9 protein-coding genes are annotated in these 19,939 nt (G+C 54.7%); 5 read left to right on the forward strand and 4 right to left on the reverse strand.

Annotation, left to right across the window (positions count from 1 at the left end; translation table 11 throughout):
- Window positions 1–446: 446 nt before the first annotated feature.
- The 4 genes from NSS83_RS09295 to NSS83_RS09310 all read right to left on the reverse strand — a co-directional run bounded on the left by NSS83_RS09295 (window position 447) and on the right by NSS83_RS09310 (window position 11,088).
- Entirely contained in the window at window positions 447–7,106 is a 6,660-nt protein-coding gene (locus NSS83_RS09295; protein WP_341348091.1) for an S-layer homology domain-containing protein, read from the reverse strand.
- Window positions 7,107–7,803: 697 nt separating this feature from the next.
- A complete protein-coding gene (locus tag NSS83_RS09300) occupies window positions 7,804–8,643 on the reverse strand; it encodes a carbohydrate ABC transporter permease (RefSeq protein WP_051493958.1) in 840 nt (279 codons plus the stop codon).
- A gap of 15 nt (window positions 8,644–8,658) precedes the next feature.
- Window positions 8,659–9,597, reverse strand: coding sequence for a sugar ABC transporter permease (locus NSS83_RS09305; RefSeq protein ID WP_036699514.1), 939 nt, complete (start codon window positions 9,595–9,597; stop codon window positions 8,659–8,661).
- 147 nt (window positions 9,598–9,744) lie between these two features.
- Window positions 9,745–11,088 (reverse strand): sugar ABC transporter substrate-binding protein, encoded by a 1,344-nt coding sequence (locus tag NSS83_RS09310; protein WP_341184711.1) that lies wholly within the window; start codon window positions 11,086–11,088, stop codon window positions 9,745–9,747.
- A 546-nt stretch (window positions 11,089–11,634) separates the two neighbouring features.
- On the opposite strand from NSS83_RS09310, the gene NSS83_RS09315 reads away from it, so the two are divergent.
- The 5 genes from NSS83_RS09315 to NSS83_RS09335 all read left to right on the forward strand — a co-directional run bounded on the left by NSS83_RS09315 (window position 11,635) and on the right by NSS83_RS09335 (window position 19,800).
- Complete coding sequence (locus NSS83_RS09315) at window positions 11,635–13,362, forward strand: sensor histidine kinase (protein WP_341184710.1); 1,728 nt, start codon at window positions 11,635–11,637, stop codon at window positions 13,360–13,362.
- A 39-nt stretch (window positions 13,363–13,401) separates the two neighbouring features.
- Window positions 13,402–15,024: a helix-turn-helix domain-containing protein gene (locus NSS83_RS09320; RefSeq protein WP_341184709.1), complete on the forward strand. Its 1,623-nt coding sequence runs from the start codon at window positions 13,402–13,404 to the stop codon at window positions 15,022–15,024.
- A 74-nt stretch (window positions 15,025–15,098) separates the two neighbouring features.
- On the forward strand, window positions 15,099–15,626 hold the full coding sequence (locus NSS83_RS09325) for an AAA family ATPase (RefSeq protein ID WP_341184708.1): 528 nt from the start codon (window positions 15,099–15,101) through the stop codon (window positions 15,624–15,626).
- Between the two features lie 766 nt (window positions 15,627–16,392).
- On the forward strand, window positions 16,393–17,388 hold the full coding sequence (locus NSS83_RS09330) for a substrate-binding domain-containing protein (protein WP_341184707.1): 996 nt from the start codon (window positions 16,393–16,395) through the stop codon (window positions 17,386–17,388).
- A gap of 117 nt (window positions 17,389–17,505) precedes the next feature.
- Window positions 17,506–19,800, forward strand: coding sequence for an alpha-galactosidase (locus NSS83_RS09335; RefSeq protein ID WP_341184706.1), 2,295 nt, complete (start codon window positions 17,506–17,508; stop codon window positions 19,798–19,800).
- Window positions 19,801–19,939 lie beyond the last annotated feature (139 nt).

Consider the following 19,939-nt stretch of genomic DNA (forward strand, 5'->3'; position numbering starts at 1 on the left):
TGAGCGAGATGCGTCAGCCAATGGAGGAGTCATGCTGGAGCTTACGCGGTTGTTACAGCACTATTCACGTATCCATACACAGCCAACTATCGGCGCCTACTTTTGGCGGAATGAGGTGCAGTTATGCTCCTCCTTACGACCGCTGCCCACTTCTAGTATATTCGGAGGGATTTATCCCTCTCATTTCCACGTGTAGCATACTTTCGGCGGATTCGGAGGGATTTATCCCTTTCATTTCCACGTGTAGCACACTTTCGACGAAATCGGAGGGATTTATCCCTTTCATTTCCATGCGCAAGCCACTTTGGGCGGATTCGGAGGGATTTATCCCTTTCATTTCAGTATGTATACGCAGAGCAGCGGTTCCCCAATACTGGAGAACCGCTGTTTTGTTTACCTTGTATAATTAGTTAGTTTGGAATTATGCCAGTAACTAGAGATGCAGCTTATATATGCCCCAGCAAATTAGCGATGACTTGCGCACTCTCGGCACGGGTCATGGTCTCCTGCGGCGCGAATTGCTGGTTGCCGCGTCCTTGGATCAGGCCGGCCTGTTCAGCGGTAACGGCAGCGTTCTTCGCCCAATCCCGAATCCGGGAATAGTCACTGAACGAGCTTCCGGCTGAATCTCCTGTCTGGCTTCCCGGAAGGGTGGCGTACGCCCGGACGATCATGACCGCCATTTCCTCGCGGGTAATGCGTTCGTTCGGAGCGAAGGCGTCCTTGCTGCGTCCGAGCACGATGCCCGCTTCATGCACTGCCGCCACAGCTTCGGCGTACCAGGACTTGGCGTCCACATCGGCAAATGCGGATGGGCTTGCCGCCTTAAGGCCAAGCGCACGTGTAATCATTGCGGCGAATTGCGCCCTTGTGACTTCACCTTGCGGCTGGAACTCGCTGCTGGAAATGCCTTCAATAATATGCTTCGCAGCCATAGATTTAATAACACCGCTGGCCCAGCTATTGCTGCTTACATCCGAGAATGTCTTGTCATACTCCAGCACCGCATACTGGCTGAAATGCTGCACACCAGCGGTAAGTTTACCGTCTGTCAGCGTGCCGCCCATGTATTCCACGGCCCCGCTGGCAGCAATATAGTAGACGCCGAGTAAGCTGCGGTTAGCATTAGGATCAACCGTGAAGGTAAGCGTCAGCGGCTGGTTAAACGTTGTCACTGCCACGGAGCTCCCGTCCACAGCCACAAGCTCCAGGCTGAAGCGGATCACATCACTTGCCGCCGTTAACTGAACGGCCCCATTGACCGCCGGGTTATTTATGAGCTGCTCCGCAGCAGCTCTCGCTGTCTTCACGGCAGAGAGCCTGAGCGCCGATCCTTCCGGCTGTCCTCCAGCCCCGGCAGCCTTCTCCCGGATGCTCTTCAGCACTTGCGGACTCAGTTCAACGGCAACTGAGTTCCAGGCAAGACGCAGGGTATTCTCTCCTGTTATTCCGGCTAATCCTGCCGGAAGCAGCACGGATTCAATAGCATCTGTTAGCTGAACGGTTATAGCTCCGCCAGCCGGTGCCGGGAAATCAGCCGCTGTAAGAACCTTCTCCGTCTGCGGTGAAGGGGACGGTGCTGCAGTTGGCGAAGGCGTTACGGCCGGTGCTGGTGTCCATACTGGCACTTCCACAGGAGCCGGTGTTGCTGTCGGCACCGGAGTTGGCGTCGGAGTTGGAATTACTTCCGGCGGCAGCTCCGCTTCTTTTACAGTGACCGTTCTTGTCACTTCAGCCGCCGCATTGCCCGCTGTATCCGTCACATTATAATGATACACATAGCTGCCTGCTGCTGAAGTATCCAGCGTCAGCACGGTCTCCCCATCCTGCGTAATCGTTGCAACGATACGGTCTGTAATATCGCCGTCCCGGTCATCTGCCGCTGTAGCTCCGGCATCCGTATAGTCTGCACTCTTCTCCAATTCAGCGGATGCTTCACCAAGCAAGGTAATTACCGGCTTCGTTACATCCGGGTCCAGCGCAACCACTACCCGTCTTGTCACCTCAGCAGCCGGATTGCCCGCCGTATCACTGACATTATAATGGAAGGTATAGATATCCACCTTGGATGTATCCAGTTCAGTCAAGCCATACACTTCGCTGGTCACCGTTGTCGTAATACGTTCAGTGATATCCCCGTCCTGATCATCATAAGCTGTAGCTCCGGCATCGGTATATTCCGCTCCGACCGGCAGATTGACTGTCGCCTCCCCATTCAGGGTAATCCCCGGCTGTACTGTATCCGGTACGGGCAGCGTGATTGTTCCGCTGGCAGCACCCTCTGCCGATGCTTCTCCCTTGCTTAAGGTTACCGAGAAAGTGAAGCTGCCCTCTGTATCCTCCGTTGCTTCCTGGAATGCAGCCATGGTAATGTCACCCAGGGTAACCCCGGTGCCCTTGAAGCCCGGCAATCCGCCGATGGTCTGCGCCAGCCAGATCCGTACAGCCTCTTCACTTCCCGCTGTCTCCTTCTTCACGCTGTACTTCGCGCCTTCAAGGATACTCTTCGCCTCAGAGACTGCCTGTTCATTCTCCACACTGGTCTTATCTCTGGCTACAGCCAGATAGCTGATCAGAGCCGCCTGACTGAACGTATTGTTCACCGAATATTTCACTGTACCGCTGACCGGCAGCGTGAAATCATGCTGAACCATGACCCCATTCGGACCTGCAACCAGGTTGGTCTGGACGGTCTCATTCACGGTCTTACCCTCAGCATCCACATAGCTGAGTGTAATATCCATGGTCCGGCTGGCATTGTTCCACCAGTCCAGATGGTAGGAAGTAATTGTGTATTTGCCCGCAGAGAGCGGCAGATTGTAGACGAGCGGCGTATTCTTCGTATTCGAGCTGTATACCCCTGTCTGGGCCTTATCGGTAGTGACTACAGCACCGCCCAGCCCCTTAGGGTTATAGTTAGCCCCCGTGTTGGTATGTCCCCATACCGTGTCATCTGCCGACAGCTGGTCTGCTTTGTTATTCAGCAGGCCCTCGCCTGCAAAATTCTTAATCGTCGTAAATGGCGGGGTGTCGCCGTCCGCCGGGACTCCAGGGTCCAGGAAGTACACAAGCCCTTGTGGCACCACCTCCACATAAGCTGTGGTCTTCAAGCTTCCGTAGGAGCCGGTTACAGCCACCCTTTCAAAAGGATTGTTAAAGCTGACCGCTTCCAGATTCCACTTCACGGCCACCTGTAATTTCGTGCCGTCTGCACGTGTGGCTTCCACCTTGGCGGGAAGCTCCGGCAGCTGTCCTGCATAGGTTGCCATATCCGCAATAGCGGCAAGCTCTCTCACATCTCCCGTAGTCAGCAGATTGCGGGCGAAGGTCAGGCGGGCTTCAAGGTGCTCAGCCCCTTCCTGATCCAATCTGTACAGAACCGGATCACTTAGTGCTGCCTGGGCTGCGCCCAGTGCATGAACGAAGATATTCCAGTCCTTCTCGGGGAAATCATCCTCCCTGCTGATCTCCAGCGCAGCACTCACCGCCTGCTGAAGTCCCGCTGTATCCGGGCTACCAGCTCCTGCCCCGCTGATAATCCCAACGGAATCCACGGCCAGGGTTCCGCTCAGCACTTTGATCTGAGCGGTATGCTCACCGTATTTCAGTCCACGGAGCGTGAAGGCCTGATACAGCTCCCTCGCTGCCGCCGTACTGCCCGAGACCACTTGGGTCTCCCCGTCTACTACAGCTTCCAGCTTAGCGGAGCCGTCATTTGGTCCGAGAATATCAAGGCCCGTGCCGGTAAAAGTATACTTCAGCACCGCACCCGCACCCTGGCTGGTAGAGAGGGACCGCTGATATACATACATGCCTTTTCCATTCTCATGGGCCCAGGCACCCTCGTATGCCAGCTTCGCCCCAGGTGACTGCGCCAGATCAAACATCTCCAGATTATCCAGCTGCTCTGAATAATAAGGCGTATAACCCTCCACCTTCTCTACCTTCAGATTGTCGAAGCGGACATGGTAGAAGCCGCTCGCGAGCTGCACGCGCCCGGAGAGCTTCGGATTCGGATCGGTATAGGAGGCAAGCTCAACCTGATCCAAATAAGCAGTCACCGTGTCACCGGCCACCTGAATGGCAATGTTATGCCACGCGTCATGTGCCGCATTGAAATCGGCAATCTTCACACCGCCGGAGCCGGTAGCTGCGTTGCCGCTGGACACAACGGTGCCGCTGGACAGCAGCTGCCAGCCGCCATCGAACCAGAACTTGAGCGCATAAGGAGTACCGTTAATCGTCTGCGGACCTCCCTGATATCTGGCTCCAATCGCTGCGTAATTATTCCCGCCATACGTACTGTTCTGTTCAAAAGACACATCGGCGCTGGCCTTATAGTTAGTCCAGCGGTAATCACCGATTGCTGTGACCGGATCACCGCCGTTCCAGGCCCCGCCCACGCCGGTAGTTACCTGGTCCAGCTGCTGCCGCAGCACATAGTTATCCGTGCCGTCAACCAGATACCCCTCGAATGCGCCGTTGAGGTCCTGGGTATAGCGCGGAATTACACTCTGCGGCCCGCCGCGTGAGCTTACATAACTCTCTTCATCTGTAATTGCACCGCCTTCTCCGATAACAGGCACGGTTCTGTCTCCATAATTGAAGTCATCTGTATACAGCACCTGATCCTCCGTATTCTGCACGGACCCGGTGGCATCGGTGTCAAGCACCGTGCGTTCACCTTCAACCGGAAGCGGGGTACCGAATTCTTCATTCGCGCGGTTATCCAGCGTAGTGACCGTTACAATCGAGAACGGCTTCACACGTATGGTATACAAGCCGCTGCCATCGGCATGGGCATCACCAAGAGGCTTCATATAATTGCTGTTAAAAGCCTGACCTTTGTCCGCCGCACGGGTCTCCCACACCTCCAGCGAAGGATTCCCGGTATAGCCCATGTTCACGGCCTGGAGCTTGTAGATCTTCTCATACTGGCTGTCATTGATGATGACGGTCGAGAAATCCTGCTTGTCAGGAGCGGCAAGCGTCATGTAGCTCGGAGTTCCGTTACGTCCGCTGACCGGATTCGTACCCGTTGCTCCGGTATAGCTGGCTGCAGGAACGGCTCTCCAGATGCCAGCCGTATTGTCTTCATTCTCCCAGCCGGTCTTGGCGAATCCGTTAAAATGCTTCAAAATGACCAGCCCCGCGTCATAATGAATGAAGCCCGACCACGGGTCACGCGCACTGAGCAGCTCTTTGAAGGAATATTGTCCACCTTCATAGAAGGAGCCAATCGCCGGCTGATAGATGAAATGCGTCCGCCGGGAATTCACGAAGCCCTTGATAATGGTATTGCCCATCTCCAGCGGTCCGCCGGTGCCGCCAATTCCTGTCCCTGCCACTGACGGGTCCTTCATATTATTATTGGGGCGGAAGGCCGAGTTACTGAAGGTGGCCTGCGCCTCGCTGTTCCAGATTTCCTTGTCGAATTCATCGGCCAGCCGTTTGAAATTCCCTTTGCTGTCGTCATCGGTATTGTAATGGAATCCGGCAGCAGCTACAGCTTCACGCAGCGACAGGTCATTCACCATGGCATCCCCGAAGGAGCCGATGCCGACCTCGTCGGAAATCACCAGCTGGATGCTGTGGTACAGCTCTTTCTCCTGATCGTTTTTGAAGCCTTCAGTATCACTCTTGACCCTCTCACCATACTGCTTCGTCCAGGCCAGATCCGGCGCGTGCTCATTAATATGGGGATTCACATAATCGATCATGTAGCCATATTCGCGGTATGCGGCCAGAATAGTCTTTTTGTACCAGGTATAAATCTTGTCGTTATTGTTCGCCCAGGCCGGAGCATTCCAGCGCAGGAAGCTTACCTTGACAGCCGGATTAATAGCCTTGGCATCCGCCGCAAGCTGGAAGCCGGGATGCCGGGCTACATTGGCCTTCTCATCCTCCGTACGCATCGTTGAAGGGTCAGGACCGGTAGAGTTATTGCGGTCATTGCCCATTTCAATCTTGACATGGTCGATCAGCGGGCGGTCACCGCCGAACAGAATCTTCAGCATTTGGGCATAGGCCTCCGGCTGCTCAGACTTATAGTCCATTAGCAGGGCACTGGTGCTGTTGCCGCTGAGTACGCCGAAGCCTTTGAAGGTCAGTCCGTTGACATTATCCTTCTTGATATCGTTGCCATCGAGCAGAATCTTGGTTGTAGAAGCAGCGGTCTGGCGGGCGTCATCCATCTCTTGCTTAATCGCGCCCTTGGCAACAGCGAACCAGCTAAGTATCGGCTTCTCCCCGGAGACATTAGCATAGGTCAGCGTCATCGGACTGCTGGTGTCAATGTCTCCGGGAATGGTAAATTCACCGGAAATAAATTTTGTCGTATTCGTGTTGAACTGAGCAAACGGGATCGTCTTGCTCTCCCCGCTGCTATTCTTGTATTCCAGCCGGGGCTGTATGAGCCGGTCACGGCTGCCGTACCAATCATAGAAACCGCTGCTAAGCGTATAGGTTCCAGACTGAAGTGCTTTCAATTTATAGATAATATCGTTGCTGGCAGGGTCTGCGCGCAGCCCGACAACCCATAGGCTTGGATCAGCGGCAGGATCGGTAAGATTACCGTTTTTGGAATTCTTCACTTTATGGATGGAATCATCGAATCCCCAGTCTGTGGTACCGGCGACATACCTCTGGTCCGGTGACGGGTTAAGCAGCTCACTGCCGGTCAACGTTCTGACCGCTTCGTATAGAGGTGAAGTAGAAGGACCGTTGCCAAAAGAATCGCCCCCTCTGCCACTATCCACAAAATAGACTAGCGGACTGCTGGCTGGCGGAATAACCTCCACGCTTGCCGTGACCGGACCGCCGTTTGCAGTTCCAGTGACTGTCACGGTGTCATACGGTACATCGAAGGTATCTTCACCGATGTTCCAGCTCACCGCCGCAGCCTGACCTGCAATCTCGATGCTTGCCGGAAGTGTCGTACCTGCGGTAGTCTGGGCACCCATATAAGCCGCAGCATAGACTGTATTTTCGGTAGCTGTAGCCGCCGATGCCGACGGCAGACCAAGGGCAGGGAACATTCCGGCTACGAGTGTAGCGGACATCAGCACGGAGAATAGCCTTTTCTTAACGCGGTTCTTTCTGTTCATTCATTAATCCTCCTCTTTCTCACTTAAGTAAGCGCATTCAGCATTTCGTAAGAAGAATGATTGACTTGGACAGACCTTCGTCTAAATTCACAATGCGGGTATACAAATACCTGGCAGACTGCGAAAAGCTGCAACTGCCAGGCTGTTACTCTACTAGTACAGCGTCAGATATAAGCTGGTAGATGGGGCGCTATGATGCCTGAAGGCCTACAGGAGAAGAGCGAATCTCTTCAGGTGCCATTCTAGCTCCTCCATTCCCAGATGAAGACGAGAGCTGTCCATTTGGGGCGTTTGGCCCGGCGTAACGGACTGAGTGGGCTCTTATTCCGATGAAAGTCCCCTCTTGGGCAACCTAACGGACCCCGTGGAGCTTATTCTTGGAATTTCTACTCTAAACATCATGTAAAGAAGCGATAAGTGCTACTCAGTCCGTTAAACCGCCAAAAGTGGCGTTTTTCAGGGAATAGAGTCTCTCAGGTCCGTTAGGAGCAAACTCCTGGCCGGTCAACTGGCCGGTATAATTTTGTTTTACGGAACCTCCGGGTCTGACCCTATTCACAGAATTACAGCTGTTTAGTTGTACCAACAAAGTACAGTTAGGCACACAGCGACCGGAGGGCCAAACATTCTCTGGAGTCACGGCTATCCCATAGGAGAAAAAATAAGTACAATCTCTATAGTTCAATCTAACGCTCTACTATCCCTTAATCCCCGAAGCAGCAACGCCCTGCACGAAGTACTTCTGAAGCGCCAGGAAGACAATCACTACCGGAATGATGGACACTACACTGGCTGCCATGATCAGCCCGTACTCGGCAGAATACTGGGAGATGAACATCCGCAGACCGATCTGGATCGTCTTGAGCTTCGTATCGGTCAGATAAATCATTGGCCCGAGGAAATCATTCCAGGTGGCGACGAAAGTGAAGATCGTCAGTGTGGACAGCGCAGGCTTGGACAGCGGAAGCATAATTCTCGCCCAAATTCCGTATTCGCTGAGTCCGTCGATTCTTGCGGCTTCACATAATTCATCAGGTACGCCCTGATAAAACTGGCGCATCATGAACACCCCGAAGGCCGAGAAGGCTTGCAGCAGAATGATGGCCAGGTGGGTATTGTTCAAGCCCATATAGCGCATCAGAATGAACTGCGGCACCATGTAAGCCTGCCAAGGAATCGCAATCGTCGCGATGTATCCCAAGAAGATCACATTTTTGCCTCTAAAATGCAGCTTGGAGAAAGCATACGCTGCGAAGCTGGAAGTCAGCAGCTGCAGGATCGTAACAATTATGGATAATTTCGCTGTATTGTAGATGAAGCGCCCGAGCGGAATCCGGGTCCAGATATCCTGGAAATTCTCCCAGCGCGGATTCGCCGGAATCCACTGCATCGGGAAGGAGAAGACATCCTTGTTCAGCTTGAGCGAAGACGACAGCATCCAGATATACGGCACCAGCATCGCCAGCACGGTCAGAATTAACAGGGCATATACAAGCACCATTAAGCTGATTTTAAGTCCTTTACTTTTACCAACCATATCTTATAGATCCCCCTATTGTCCGTATTTCTTCTCGCCGCGGAACTGGACGATGGTAATGCCGAGTACCAGCAGAAAGAGTACAATCGCCATGGCACTGGCATATCCGTAATCAAGCGAGCGGAACGCCGTGTTGTAAATCTGATAGACCATGACCCGAGTAGCATTGTTGAGCTGGTTATCCGCGCCGGCGAACAGGTTGATGAAGATATCGTAGACCTTGAACGAGTTGATGACCAGAATCATCAGGACAAAGAAGGTGGTTGGTGCCAGCTGCGGCACAGTCACATTGCGGAATCTTCTCCACGGGCCTGCGCCGTCCAGCTCAGCCGCTTCATACAGCTCCGGGTTAATTCCCTGAAGACCGGCCAGATAGATGACCATGTAGTAACCCATATTTTTCCACACTGTGAAAAGCACTACCGTAAACATCGCCCACTGCTTATCCGCCGCCCAGCGGGGCAGGTCCTCCAGCGGAATACCAGTTATCAGGTGCAGGATGTTGTTCACCGGACCCATGGTCGGGCTGAAGATGAAGTTCCATACCGCCGCAACCGCTACCAGCGAAGCCACGTAAGGGAAGAAGAAGACCGTTCTCATGAAATTACGGCCCATAATCTTCTGATTGAGCAGAATCGCCAGCGCCAGCGCCACGATCATGGTCAGCGGCACGACACCGATGGTGTAGACAATCGTGTTCCACAAGGCTTTGTGGAAGGTGGTATCCGAGATCAGCCGGGAGAAGTTGTCCAGCCCGATGAACTTCATCGGATTGGCCCCGTCCCATTTCACAAACGCCAGAATAAAGGCAAAGATCATCGGTACCAGGGTGAACAGGGCAAATCCGATAAAGTTCGGCGCAATAAAGCTATACGCGACCAGGTTATCCCGGAGTCCGCGCGACAACCGGCTTTTTGGGCTCTTATTTGTACGCAATATGGTTTCGTTCTGCATTCGTTCTCCTCCAAACCTTATCTAACATCCCCGCAAAGTGGGAATTATTTCGAAGCCTGTTAATGTGAGTGCTGTAATGTCTCTATTTATATGGAAGGCGGGCCTCCGCCCGCCCTTCCTTCAGTACACTACCGTTACACGCTCACCTTAATTGTTCAAAAGCTGGCCTACACGGTCATTCATATCCTTCAAGCCTTCGTCGATCGTAGCGTTCTTGGTCATGATGTTGTCATGTGCTTCATTCAGAATAACCTCGATGTCCGCACTCTTCTCATGAATCGGCATTTCCAGATAAGTCTGAACGGTATTCAGTGCAGCCTTACTGTTCTCGTCTGACGGGAAGCCGTCGATGGAGGTGATGGAATTGATAACTTCGTCATTCTTGATCGCAGGGATCGTACCGGTAGAAGCGATCACCTTGGCGCCTTCCGCACCCGTTACGAAGTTCATGAAATCAAGGGCAGCTTCCTTATGCTTAGACTTCTGGTTAACGGCCAGGGAAGTAATCGTTCCCAGAGTCGTTCCGGCTTCTACGCCTTCAGGATGAGGATACTTCACGATGCCCCATTCCTTCGACTGGGATTCGCCGCTCTTCACCTTCTCAATCTGGGTGGCAATGAACCAGCTGCCCATGTTCATCATCGCAACAGAGTTGTTGTAGAATACGCCGGAGTAATGCGTGCTGGAGGTCTTCAGGGTAGCGTAATCCATAACGATGCCATCTTCCTGCTCCTTCAGAATCCGCTCATAGGTAGGCTTCAGGAAGTCATAGTTGCCGCCGACCACAGTGTTCTTGCCGTCCAGAATGCCGAACAGTTGAACCGCGCTGCGCCAGGTGTGGTAGTGTGCGCCGTATACTTTTTCCGAGCCGCTGCCGGAGGTCATCTTGCGGGCCAGCTCATCATATTGGTCGAAGGTCATATCGTTGGTCGGATAATCCACGCCCGCTTTGTCGAACAAGGCTTTGTTGTAGTAGATCACCCAGAAGTCACTGCGGAACGGAAGCGCATACACCTCGCCGTTCACTTCAATCTGCTCCACCGTACCGCCATACACCGAAGGATCGATGGATTTGTCACCCATGTAGGTCTTCAGCGGCTCCAGGTGATTCTGCTTCACAAGGTTCGAGTAGCCCGGAATGTCTTTGATCGTCAGGACGTCCAGATCTGCCCCGCCCGAGAGCTGTGTGCTGAGCATGGTCATATAGTCGGTGGAGCCAAGATCCACATACTCAATAGTTACGTTCGGATGTGCAGCCTTGTAAGCATCGATCAGCGGTTTGTAGTAGGCAGTCGCTTCCCAGTCCCACAGCGCCCATTTCAGTGTTACCGGCTCCTGGCTTGGTTCGGAGGAAGCGGTTGCAGCGTTGCCCGAAGCGGGTGCGGCCGTGGCAGCAGCGTCTTTCGTATTGTTATTGCCGGAGCATCCGGCCAGCAGGCTCACAGAGAGCGCAGTGGCCAGGGTCATGCCGTAGAATCTTTTCAAGTTCATGTAAGTATCCCCTTTATCTTCTGATGGTCTATCGATAACCGGTGCATTTGCTTACCCGGCCTTAGTTCAAATTGTAAGCCTTTTCAGATCCGATGGGGATGCAAAATCAAACACAGTTCATTCACTATTCTGTGCTCTTCTCCGCACGGCCTGCCCCAAACCTGTAATTTCTTATCCGAAACCTGTAAAATTCTCAGCTTCTCCCCCTGACTCTATATTGAAACGCAGGAATATGCTATGGTAGTTGAAAACGCTTTATATATCCTCACCTGTATAAGATGCACTTAAGAGTTTAACTTGAAGCTACATCGTCACTGCGGTGAACATTTGGACTTCCGGCCGCTGTTGTCCCCAGTTTTCTTGATTTAAACCGCTAATCGCGGTAGAAATCCGGTGACAAAGGCGGTCGCTATCGCTCCTCCAGTTCCAAATTTCCCCTCCGCTTCTTTTGCTTTTTTGTTTATTTCTTTAGTGCCTCTTATATATCCTAAAGGAGTGTTCACCACGGTAAGAAAATCTACTATTAAAAGCCGCATTATTCTGCTCATGACCGCCTTTGCGCTGCTGATAGCGACGCTGCTGTCATGGTTCAGCTACGAACTCATTACCTATTATCAGCGGAAAACAACGATCCAGGCGACGGAATTCAACCTCCAGCTCGTCTCCCATATTATTGAACAGGATCTGATTGATCTGACTACGCTGGCGATGACCAGCAGCACTAACTCGTCTACGAACACACTGCTTACCGAATATTTCGGGTCGGCGGAGGCCAGCCCCAAGCAGGCGCTGAATGTGTTCAACGCGATGCAGGACGATGTGCGGATCAACCGTTCCTATAGCTATGTACGCCGCCTGATTGCCACGGATAACAGCGGAAAGTTCCTGCAGGTGGAGAATTTCGGCACCTCCGTTCCGCTTACCATCCATAATATCGGTCAAGTCACCGGTCTGACGAATGAGGCCGAAGAGCAATGGGACCGGGTCATTAAAGATCCTCTCTCCAATTCCTACGGCATTCCCTTTGTGTTCCCGATCTATGGCCGGGGGGCTACCCGGGTGGGCACCGTCTACCTGCTCGCGAATACCTCCGTCATTACGGACAAGCTGAAGGGCTATGCCCTGCCGGAGCATTCCCGGCTGCTCCTCACACTCGGCGAGCATCATTATCAGCTTAACGGAGATCAGGTCAAAGCCATTGAAGAGCCGTATGAGCCGGTAGCCTATACCAGTGACAAGCCTGTCGGCCCGGGTACCGAGCTGTCCATGGTGAAATTGCAGGATGATCGGGAAAGGCATATCGTGGTATCGTATCCGGTACGCAGCGGTGTCATGCTCTCGCAGACCTTATCGAACGACCAGTTCGCTCCCCGGAGCAATATATGGATTCTCGTCCTGCTCGGTGTCTGTCTGCTCGTGCTTGTCTTAAGCGCGATCATTACGCTGTATTTGACCCGCACGATCAGCCTGCCGGTGGAGAAGCTGAAGAAGCGCATGGACAAGATTGCCCAGGGCAACTTCCTGCTGGACTCGGGTATTGAATGGAACAGCGAGCTGGGCGATGTCGGCCGGGGCATTAACCGCCTGTCCCAGGATATCGTGGCCCTCATGGACAGCCGGCTCGCAGACGAGAAGCAGAAGCAGGAGCTGGAGTACCGGATGCTCCAGAATCAGATTAATCCGCACTTCCTGTATAATACCCTGAATTCAATCAAATGGATGGCTACAATCCAGAACGCCACCGGCATTGCAGAGATGACGACCTCCCTGTCCCGGCTGCTCCGCAGCATCGCCAAGGACAACCGGCGGCTGATGCCGCTGAAGGATGAGCTGAGCCTGCTGGATGATTATTTCCTGATTCAGAAATACCGGTACGGCAGCACGGTTACCATGGTCACAGAGATTGAAGAGGAAGCGCTGCTCGCCGGGCTTATTCCCCGCTTCACCCTCCAGCCGCTGGTCGAGAACGCGATCTTCCACGGCATCGAGCCCAAAGGCCGGGGCGATATTGTGGTCCGGGTCACGAAGAGCGGCTTCGCGGATCTGCTCATCACGATCGAGGACAACGGGGTCGGGATGAAGGAGGAGCAGATCTCCACCATCCTAACCGTTCCCGGGGACGAGGCTAAGGGAATGCTGGAGAATATCGGGCTGCGCAGTGTGAACGAGCGGCTGCAGCTTGCTTTTGGCGGGGAGTACGGCTTGTCGATTGAGAGCGAGGTCGGCCGTTACACCAGGATGAAGCTGCTGCTGCCCTTCCGGCAGAGAGAATAGCCCCCGGCGCCCTGCAAACTGAGCAAGGATGTGATGAGCTTGATCAAATTATTAATCGCAGATGATGAAGCCCTGGTCTGCATCGGACTCCAGTCCATGCTGAAATGGGAGCAATATAACATTGAAATCGTCGGCATCGCCCACAACGGTGCGCAGGAGGAAGAGATGATCGACACCCTCCGCCCGGACATCGTAATCAGCGATATCAAAATGCCGATTAAAAGCGGCCTCGAGGTTGCCGGCTCGGTCCGCCGCAAGTACGGGCGGCTTCCGCTGTTCATCATGCTGACCAGCTACGAGGAATTCCAGTATGCGCGCGGAGCGATTGAGGTCCAGGCCACCGATTACCTGGTGAAGCTGGAGCTGACCCCGGAGGCGCTGGGCGAATCGATCCGCCGGGCCATTAGTATCCTGGAGGAGTATCAGACGATAGAGAGCTATCCGAAGCTGGTCCACCGCGGCAATCTCCAGGCCCAGCGGGATAAATTCTTCATCCGGCTGTTAAGCGGCCTGTTCGAGAACAAGAACCAGTATCTGCTGCAAAAGGAGGATCTGGAGGTGGACCTCTCCGCGCCGGCCTATCTGGTCTGCACCTGCCGCATTCTCGGACCGGACACCGTCCCGCCGCGCGGGGATAAGCTGGTGGCCTTATGCTCAAGCACGGTACAGATGGCGAAGGATACGCTCTCTTCGCTTAGCGCCTGCTATGTAACCAGTCTGGATCTGCGCAACTTCGCGCTGATTCTGCCGGTTGCGGGACCTGATCCGCAGCTCTGGATGCCTGACATTCAGAAGCAACTGGCGGATATGGCTTCCGTGCTGCATAATTATTTCAACGTGACCATTATCGGGGCGATCGGCTTCGCGGCGGAAGATCCGTTTTTGCTGCAGGGGAGCTATCTAGCTGCCCGGAAGGCGCTGCCCGCCGCCGTGAAGGAGCGCTCCTTCGTCTTCTTCACGGAAGGCGAAGCCCCGCTGCAGGAGCAGCTTCTGTTTGACTTCTCGGAGTCTCGGCTGGAGATCCGCAGAGCTTTTGAAGAAATGGATACCCGCGCCCTGCACAGTATTATCTCCCGGATGATCGAGAGCTTCGACGGACGGGACGACCTGCTCGTTCCCGCCACCGATGCTGCCTGCAACATTCTGTATATGGCGACCTCCCTGCTAGCGGACGGCGAGAACATGGTGGAGCAGATCTTCGAACAGGAGCCGGAGGGTTACCGGGCGATCTACCAGATGCATACGATTGAGGAGATTATCGTCTGGCTCGTCCAGTTCCGGGACGGCTGCGTCCGGATGCTCGCCACCCGCAGACAGAGCTATAAGGAGCAGGTGGTGAAGAATGTCCAGGAGTATATCAAAAGAAATCTCGGCACCAAGCTCTCGCTTCATCAGGTGGCGGATGTGTTCAACTTCAGCCCCAACTACCTGAGCCACCTGTTCTCCAAGGTCGCCAAAGTGAACTATGTTGAGTATATCACAGAGACCAAAATCAACGCCGCCAAGGAGATGATGGTCCGCGGCGAAGGCCGGATCTACGAAATCTCCCAGAAGCTCGGCTATGAGAGCGCCTTCTATTTCAGCAAGGTATTCAAGAAGGTCACCGGGCTCTCCCCCCGGGATTATATGCAGCAGATTGAGGGGAATGCGGGAGGAGAGTAACGAAGGGAATAAGAGTAATGAAGGGAATAAACGAAGGAAGAAATTAAACGAAGCATGAAAGGAAGGAAAGGCAAATGAACCAAGGACAAATCGTATTTCTAAACGGAGTGACCAGCTCCGGCAAAACCTCAATCGTCGAAGCCATACAAGCGAGATCACCGGAATTCTTTTATGTGGTAGCCAATGATCTCTTCGAAGAGACGATCGGGGAACGCTACCTGCGTGAAGATTACTGGAAGTATCTTAGCGAAGCGATTATCATGATGTATCATACCGCCAAACTATTCTCGGATCATGGCAAGCATGTGCTGATTGACGGCATTATCGTGGAACGTCCCGGACTTGCGCCTCATTATGAGAAGGTAAAGGAGATTTTCAGCGGATACCCGCTATCCATTATTGAAGTATTCTGTCCTCTGGACATCTGCCGCCAGCGCAACCTGGCCCGGGAGCACCGGAGTGAAGACCAGTCGGAGGAGCAGCACAAGCTGATGGCCCGGGACATCGGGTATGGCTTCAAGGTGAACACGCATGAGAACACTTCTGAAGAGTGTGCGGATCTGATTGTGGGACATTTGTTCGGTGAGCATGCTGTAGGGTGATAGGGATGAGATAACTTTATTTGCTCGAAAAAAATGGACGAGGCTGCCTAAATAGGCTGCCTTTTTTTATTTGCGTACAAACGGAATAGTGGGCTGTGACATAGCTGTCTCCAAAGAGCAAGGGCTGAACAACAAAGCAAGACCTGTTGGGGGCTTGTTCGGGGCTTGTTCCAAACTCCTCCTAGGCTTACTTGGCATCTGGCGGACTGATATGACGCTATAGCGCGAAAAAACCAACTTTTCTTATGTTTGCGGACTCAGGAGCGCCTATTTGACCATTTGCAGCTATAAATGAGGAGTAATAGGTTAGTTAACGGCCACTGAGTCCGCCCGGCCTGCCTAACCGTGTAATTTGCTGCTGATAAGGGCCTTCCAGTCCGCGAGGATGTTGGGGCGGGGCTAGGCGATGAGACGATGAGTGATGGGCGATGAGCGATGGGCGATGAGTGGTGGGCGATGAGCGATGGGCGATGAGTGGCGGGCGATGAGCGATGGGCGATGAGCGATGGGCGATGAGTGGCGGGCGATGAGCGATGGGCGATGGGCCGTACGATGAAATAGTGACGGGGTTATACGACGATAAGGCGGTACGTAGATGGGGCGGCGGCGATGAGGCGATGAGGCGATGAGGCGATACGGCGGTGCTCCTGCGTCCAATCCCCTCCCATGTAAGCGCTCGTCAAAATCTGCTTGAAAGAACTCCAAAGGGATGATAGGATTAAGGTGAAGATTTAGTAAATTTATTAACTAAAAAGGCGTGATCAGCTTGGCAACGATTAAAGATATCGCCCGGGAGGCCGGCGTATCAGCCGCAACCGTATCCAGAGTGCTAAATAACGACCTGTCCCTGGCTGTCAGCGAGGAGACGCGCAGCCGCGTATTCACCGTGGCCGGGCAGCTGGGCTACAAGCCCTCACGGGTACGGCAACTGAAGCGGGAGAATGAGCTGGGCAGCAAGACCGTCACGCTTCTGCTCTGGTGTTCAGCCGAAGAGGAACGGGACGACCCTTATTACGGCTCCATCCGGCGCGGCGTGGAGCTGCGCTGTGAGGAGCTGGGCATCCGGCTGGGCCAGACGCTGCGCGGACACAGCACGCCAGCCCCGCTCCGGCCCGCCGGTGACGGGCTTATCGTAGTCGGCGGAAGCTTCCAGCCGGGAGAGCTTGCGAAGCTGCACCAGGATACAAGCACCACGGTGCTTGTCGATCATTACTCGGAGCGCCCGGAATACGACTCCGTGCGGACCCATTTCCGGCAGGCTGTCGATCAGGCGCTGGGCCATCTGCTGGAGCTGGGTCACCGCGAGATCGCCTTCATCGGAGGCGGCAGCGGAGAGGAACGCCGCAGGCATCATTACACCCGGATCATGCAGAGCCAGGGCTGTTATGATCCGGCGCTGATCCGCACGGGAAGCTGGACCAGTGCTGACGGCTACCGGATGATGAGCGAGCTGCTGGCAGGTGTAAAGCGGCCTACGGCCTGCTTCGCCGCCAGTGATCCGCTGGCGGTCGGCGCCCTGCGTGCCCTGCATGATTACGGGATACAGGTGCCTGCCGGGATGGCTGTCGTCGGCTTCGATGATATCGAGATGGCAGCCTATGTTCAGCCTCCACTGACAACGGTCCGCGCCTACCCCGAGCAGATGGGCAAAGCAGCAGTTCAATTACTTGCCGAGCGGTTCGAAGGACGCGAAGCTCCTTCGCATACGATGATCGGCACGAAGCTGATTGTCCGCGAGACCAGCGGCGGGATAGCGGATTAGCCGCAGCCCGGTTTCACAGCAATCGCAGATTGCCTTTTCCAAGATATCCGCAGAAGTCCCGCTCAAGCTGGTCCAGATATTCAGACCTTATCCCAACATACAAGGAGTGTTAAGATCATGAACATTTTTGCAGATGAATCGCAAGGGTTGTTTCACCTTCAGTCCAAAGACACCAGCTACATCATCCAACTGGTAGAGGGTTACCCTGCCCATGTCTACTGGGGCGCACGGCTCCGTCATGATGACAGTCTGGCCGGAGCACTGGAGCTGCGTGAACGCGCCTCCTTCTCGCCAACCCCGCTGCCGCAAAAGCCCGCCCTCTCGCTGGATGCACTCCCGCAGGAGTATCCGCAGTATGGTACAAGTGATTTTCGCCGGCCGGCTTATCAGGTTCAGCTTGCAGACGGCACGCGGATCTCAGAGCTGCAATATGCAGGCTATGTAATCACGCCGGGCAAGCCGGCACTGGACGGACTGCCTGCGGTCTATGCAGAGAGCGAAGCAGAAGCCCTCACGCTTGAGCTCACCCTGAAGGATGATTACGCCGGTCTGACGGTCAGACTGCTCTATACGGTGTTCGCTGACCATCAGGCGGTTACCCGCTCTGTACGTTTCGAGCATAACGGTGAAGCCCCGTTCCGGCTGGAGCAGGCGCTTAGCGCATCGGTGGATTTTGCCGATTCTGCCTATGACACCCTACACCTGAGCGGCGCATGGGCCAGAGAACGCCATGTCCAGCGCCACCCGCTTAACCCCGGGGCCGCGCTGTCTCTGGAGAGCCGCCGCGGATCAAGCAGCCATCAGGTCAATCCTTTCCTCGCGCTTCTGCGCCCGGGTGCAGATGAAGACCAGGGTGATGTCTATGGCTTCAGCCTCGTCTACAGCGGCAGCTTCAGCGCTACTGCTGAGGTGGAGCAGTTCGGACAGACCCGTGTAAGCATCGGGATTAATCCGTTCGACTTCTCCTGGCTGCTGGAGCCGGGCCAATCCTTCCAGACCCCGGAGGCCGTGCTTGTCTATTCCAGCGAAGGCATCGGCGGCATGTCGCGCACCTATCACCGGCTGTACCGGACCCGGCTCTGCCGCGGTGTTCACCGTGATCAGGCCCGGCCGATTCTGGTCAACAACTGGGAGGCGACTTACTTCGACTTCAATGCGGACAAAATCGCAACCATCGCCAAAGCAGCAGGCCCGCTCGGCATTGAGCTATTCGTCCTTGACGACGGCTGGTTCGGCAGACGCGATAAGGACAACAGCTCGCTCGGCGACTGGTTCGAGGACCGCCGCAAGCTGCCTGAAGGTCTGGCGGATCTGGCAGACCGGGTCAATAAGGAAGGCGTACAGTTCGGTCTATGGGTAGAGCCGGAGATGGTTTCGCCGGATAGTGAGCTATACCGCAAGCACCCGGACTGGTGCCTGCATGCCGAGGGACGCCGCCGCACGGAAGGCCGCAACCAGCTGATCCTGGATCTCTCCCGCCCGGAGGTATGTGACTATCTGTATGAGACGCTAAGCGCGGTCTTTTCCAGTGCCCCGATCCGCTATATCAAGTGGGACATGAACCGTAACATGACCGAGATTGCATCAGTGAAGGCCGCCCCGGAGCGGCAAAAAGAAACCACCCACCGCTATATGCTCGGCCTGTATAATCTGCTGGAACGCCTGACCTCGCGCTTCCCTGACATTCTGTTCGAGAGCTGCTCCGGCGGCGGCGGCCGGTTCGATCCGGGCATGCTGTTCTATATGCCGCAGACCTGGACCAGCGACAACACCGATGCGGTGGAGCGCCTGGCGATTCAGTACGGCACTAGCATCGTCTATCCGGCCAGCAGCATGGGCGCGCATGTATCTGACGTTCCGAACCATCAGGTAGACCGCATTACTTCCCTCGCTACGCGCGGCGATGTGGCGATGAGCGGTAACTTCGGCTACGAGCTGGACCTCACCAGGTTCACCGAAGCCGAGAAGGACCTGGCCGCCCGGCAGATTGCCCAGTACAAGGAAATCCGCAAACTGGTGCAGCAAGGGGATATGTACCGTCTGCTAAGTCCGTTCGAGGGCAGCGGTGAGACCGCCTGGATGTTCGTCAGCGAGGACAAGACCGAGGCCTTCGTCGCTTACTTCCGTGTACTCGCGAGACCTAATCCGCCAATCTCGCGCCTTACGCTCAAGGGACTGAATCCGGAGCTGGATTACGTCATCGAGACCGGGGCTGCCGGCAGCAACGAGCATGTCCACGGCGGCGCTGAAGCTGCTGCGGCAGCTGGAGGCGATAGCTCCGGTCCGTTCCAGACGGCCTTTGACGGTACACCGCTCGGCGGCGACCGCCTGATGCGCATCGGCCTTGTAGTCTCCGACCTGCGCGGAGATTACGCAAGCTGCACTTACCGCCTGAGAGCGGTGCAGCGCTGATCTACAGCTTGCTTTTCATTATAAGGCTGCTGCTTCGTACAGCTTCGTACTGCTTAAGGCATACCACAGGCGTCAGCCTCCTTTTGGAGATTGACGCCTGTTTTTTTGGTGGAGAGATGCAGTCAGGAAGGCGGCTTTG

Origin of the sequence: Paenibacillus sp. FSL H3-0469, assembly GCF_038051945.1 — a bacterium.
Taxonomy (GTDB): Bacteria; Bacillota; Bacilli; order Paenibacillales; family Paenibacillaceae; genus Paenibacillus_AQ.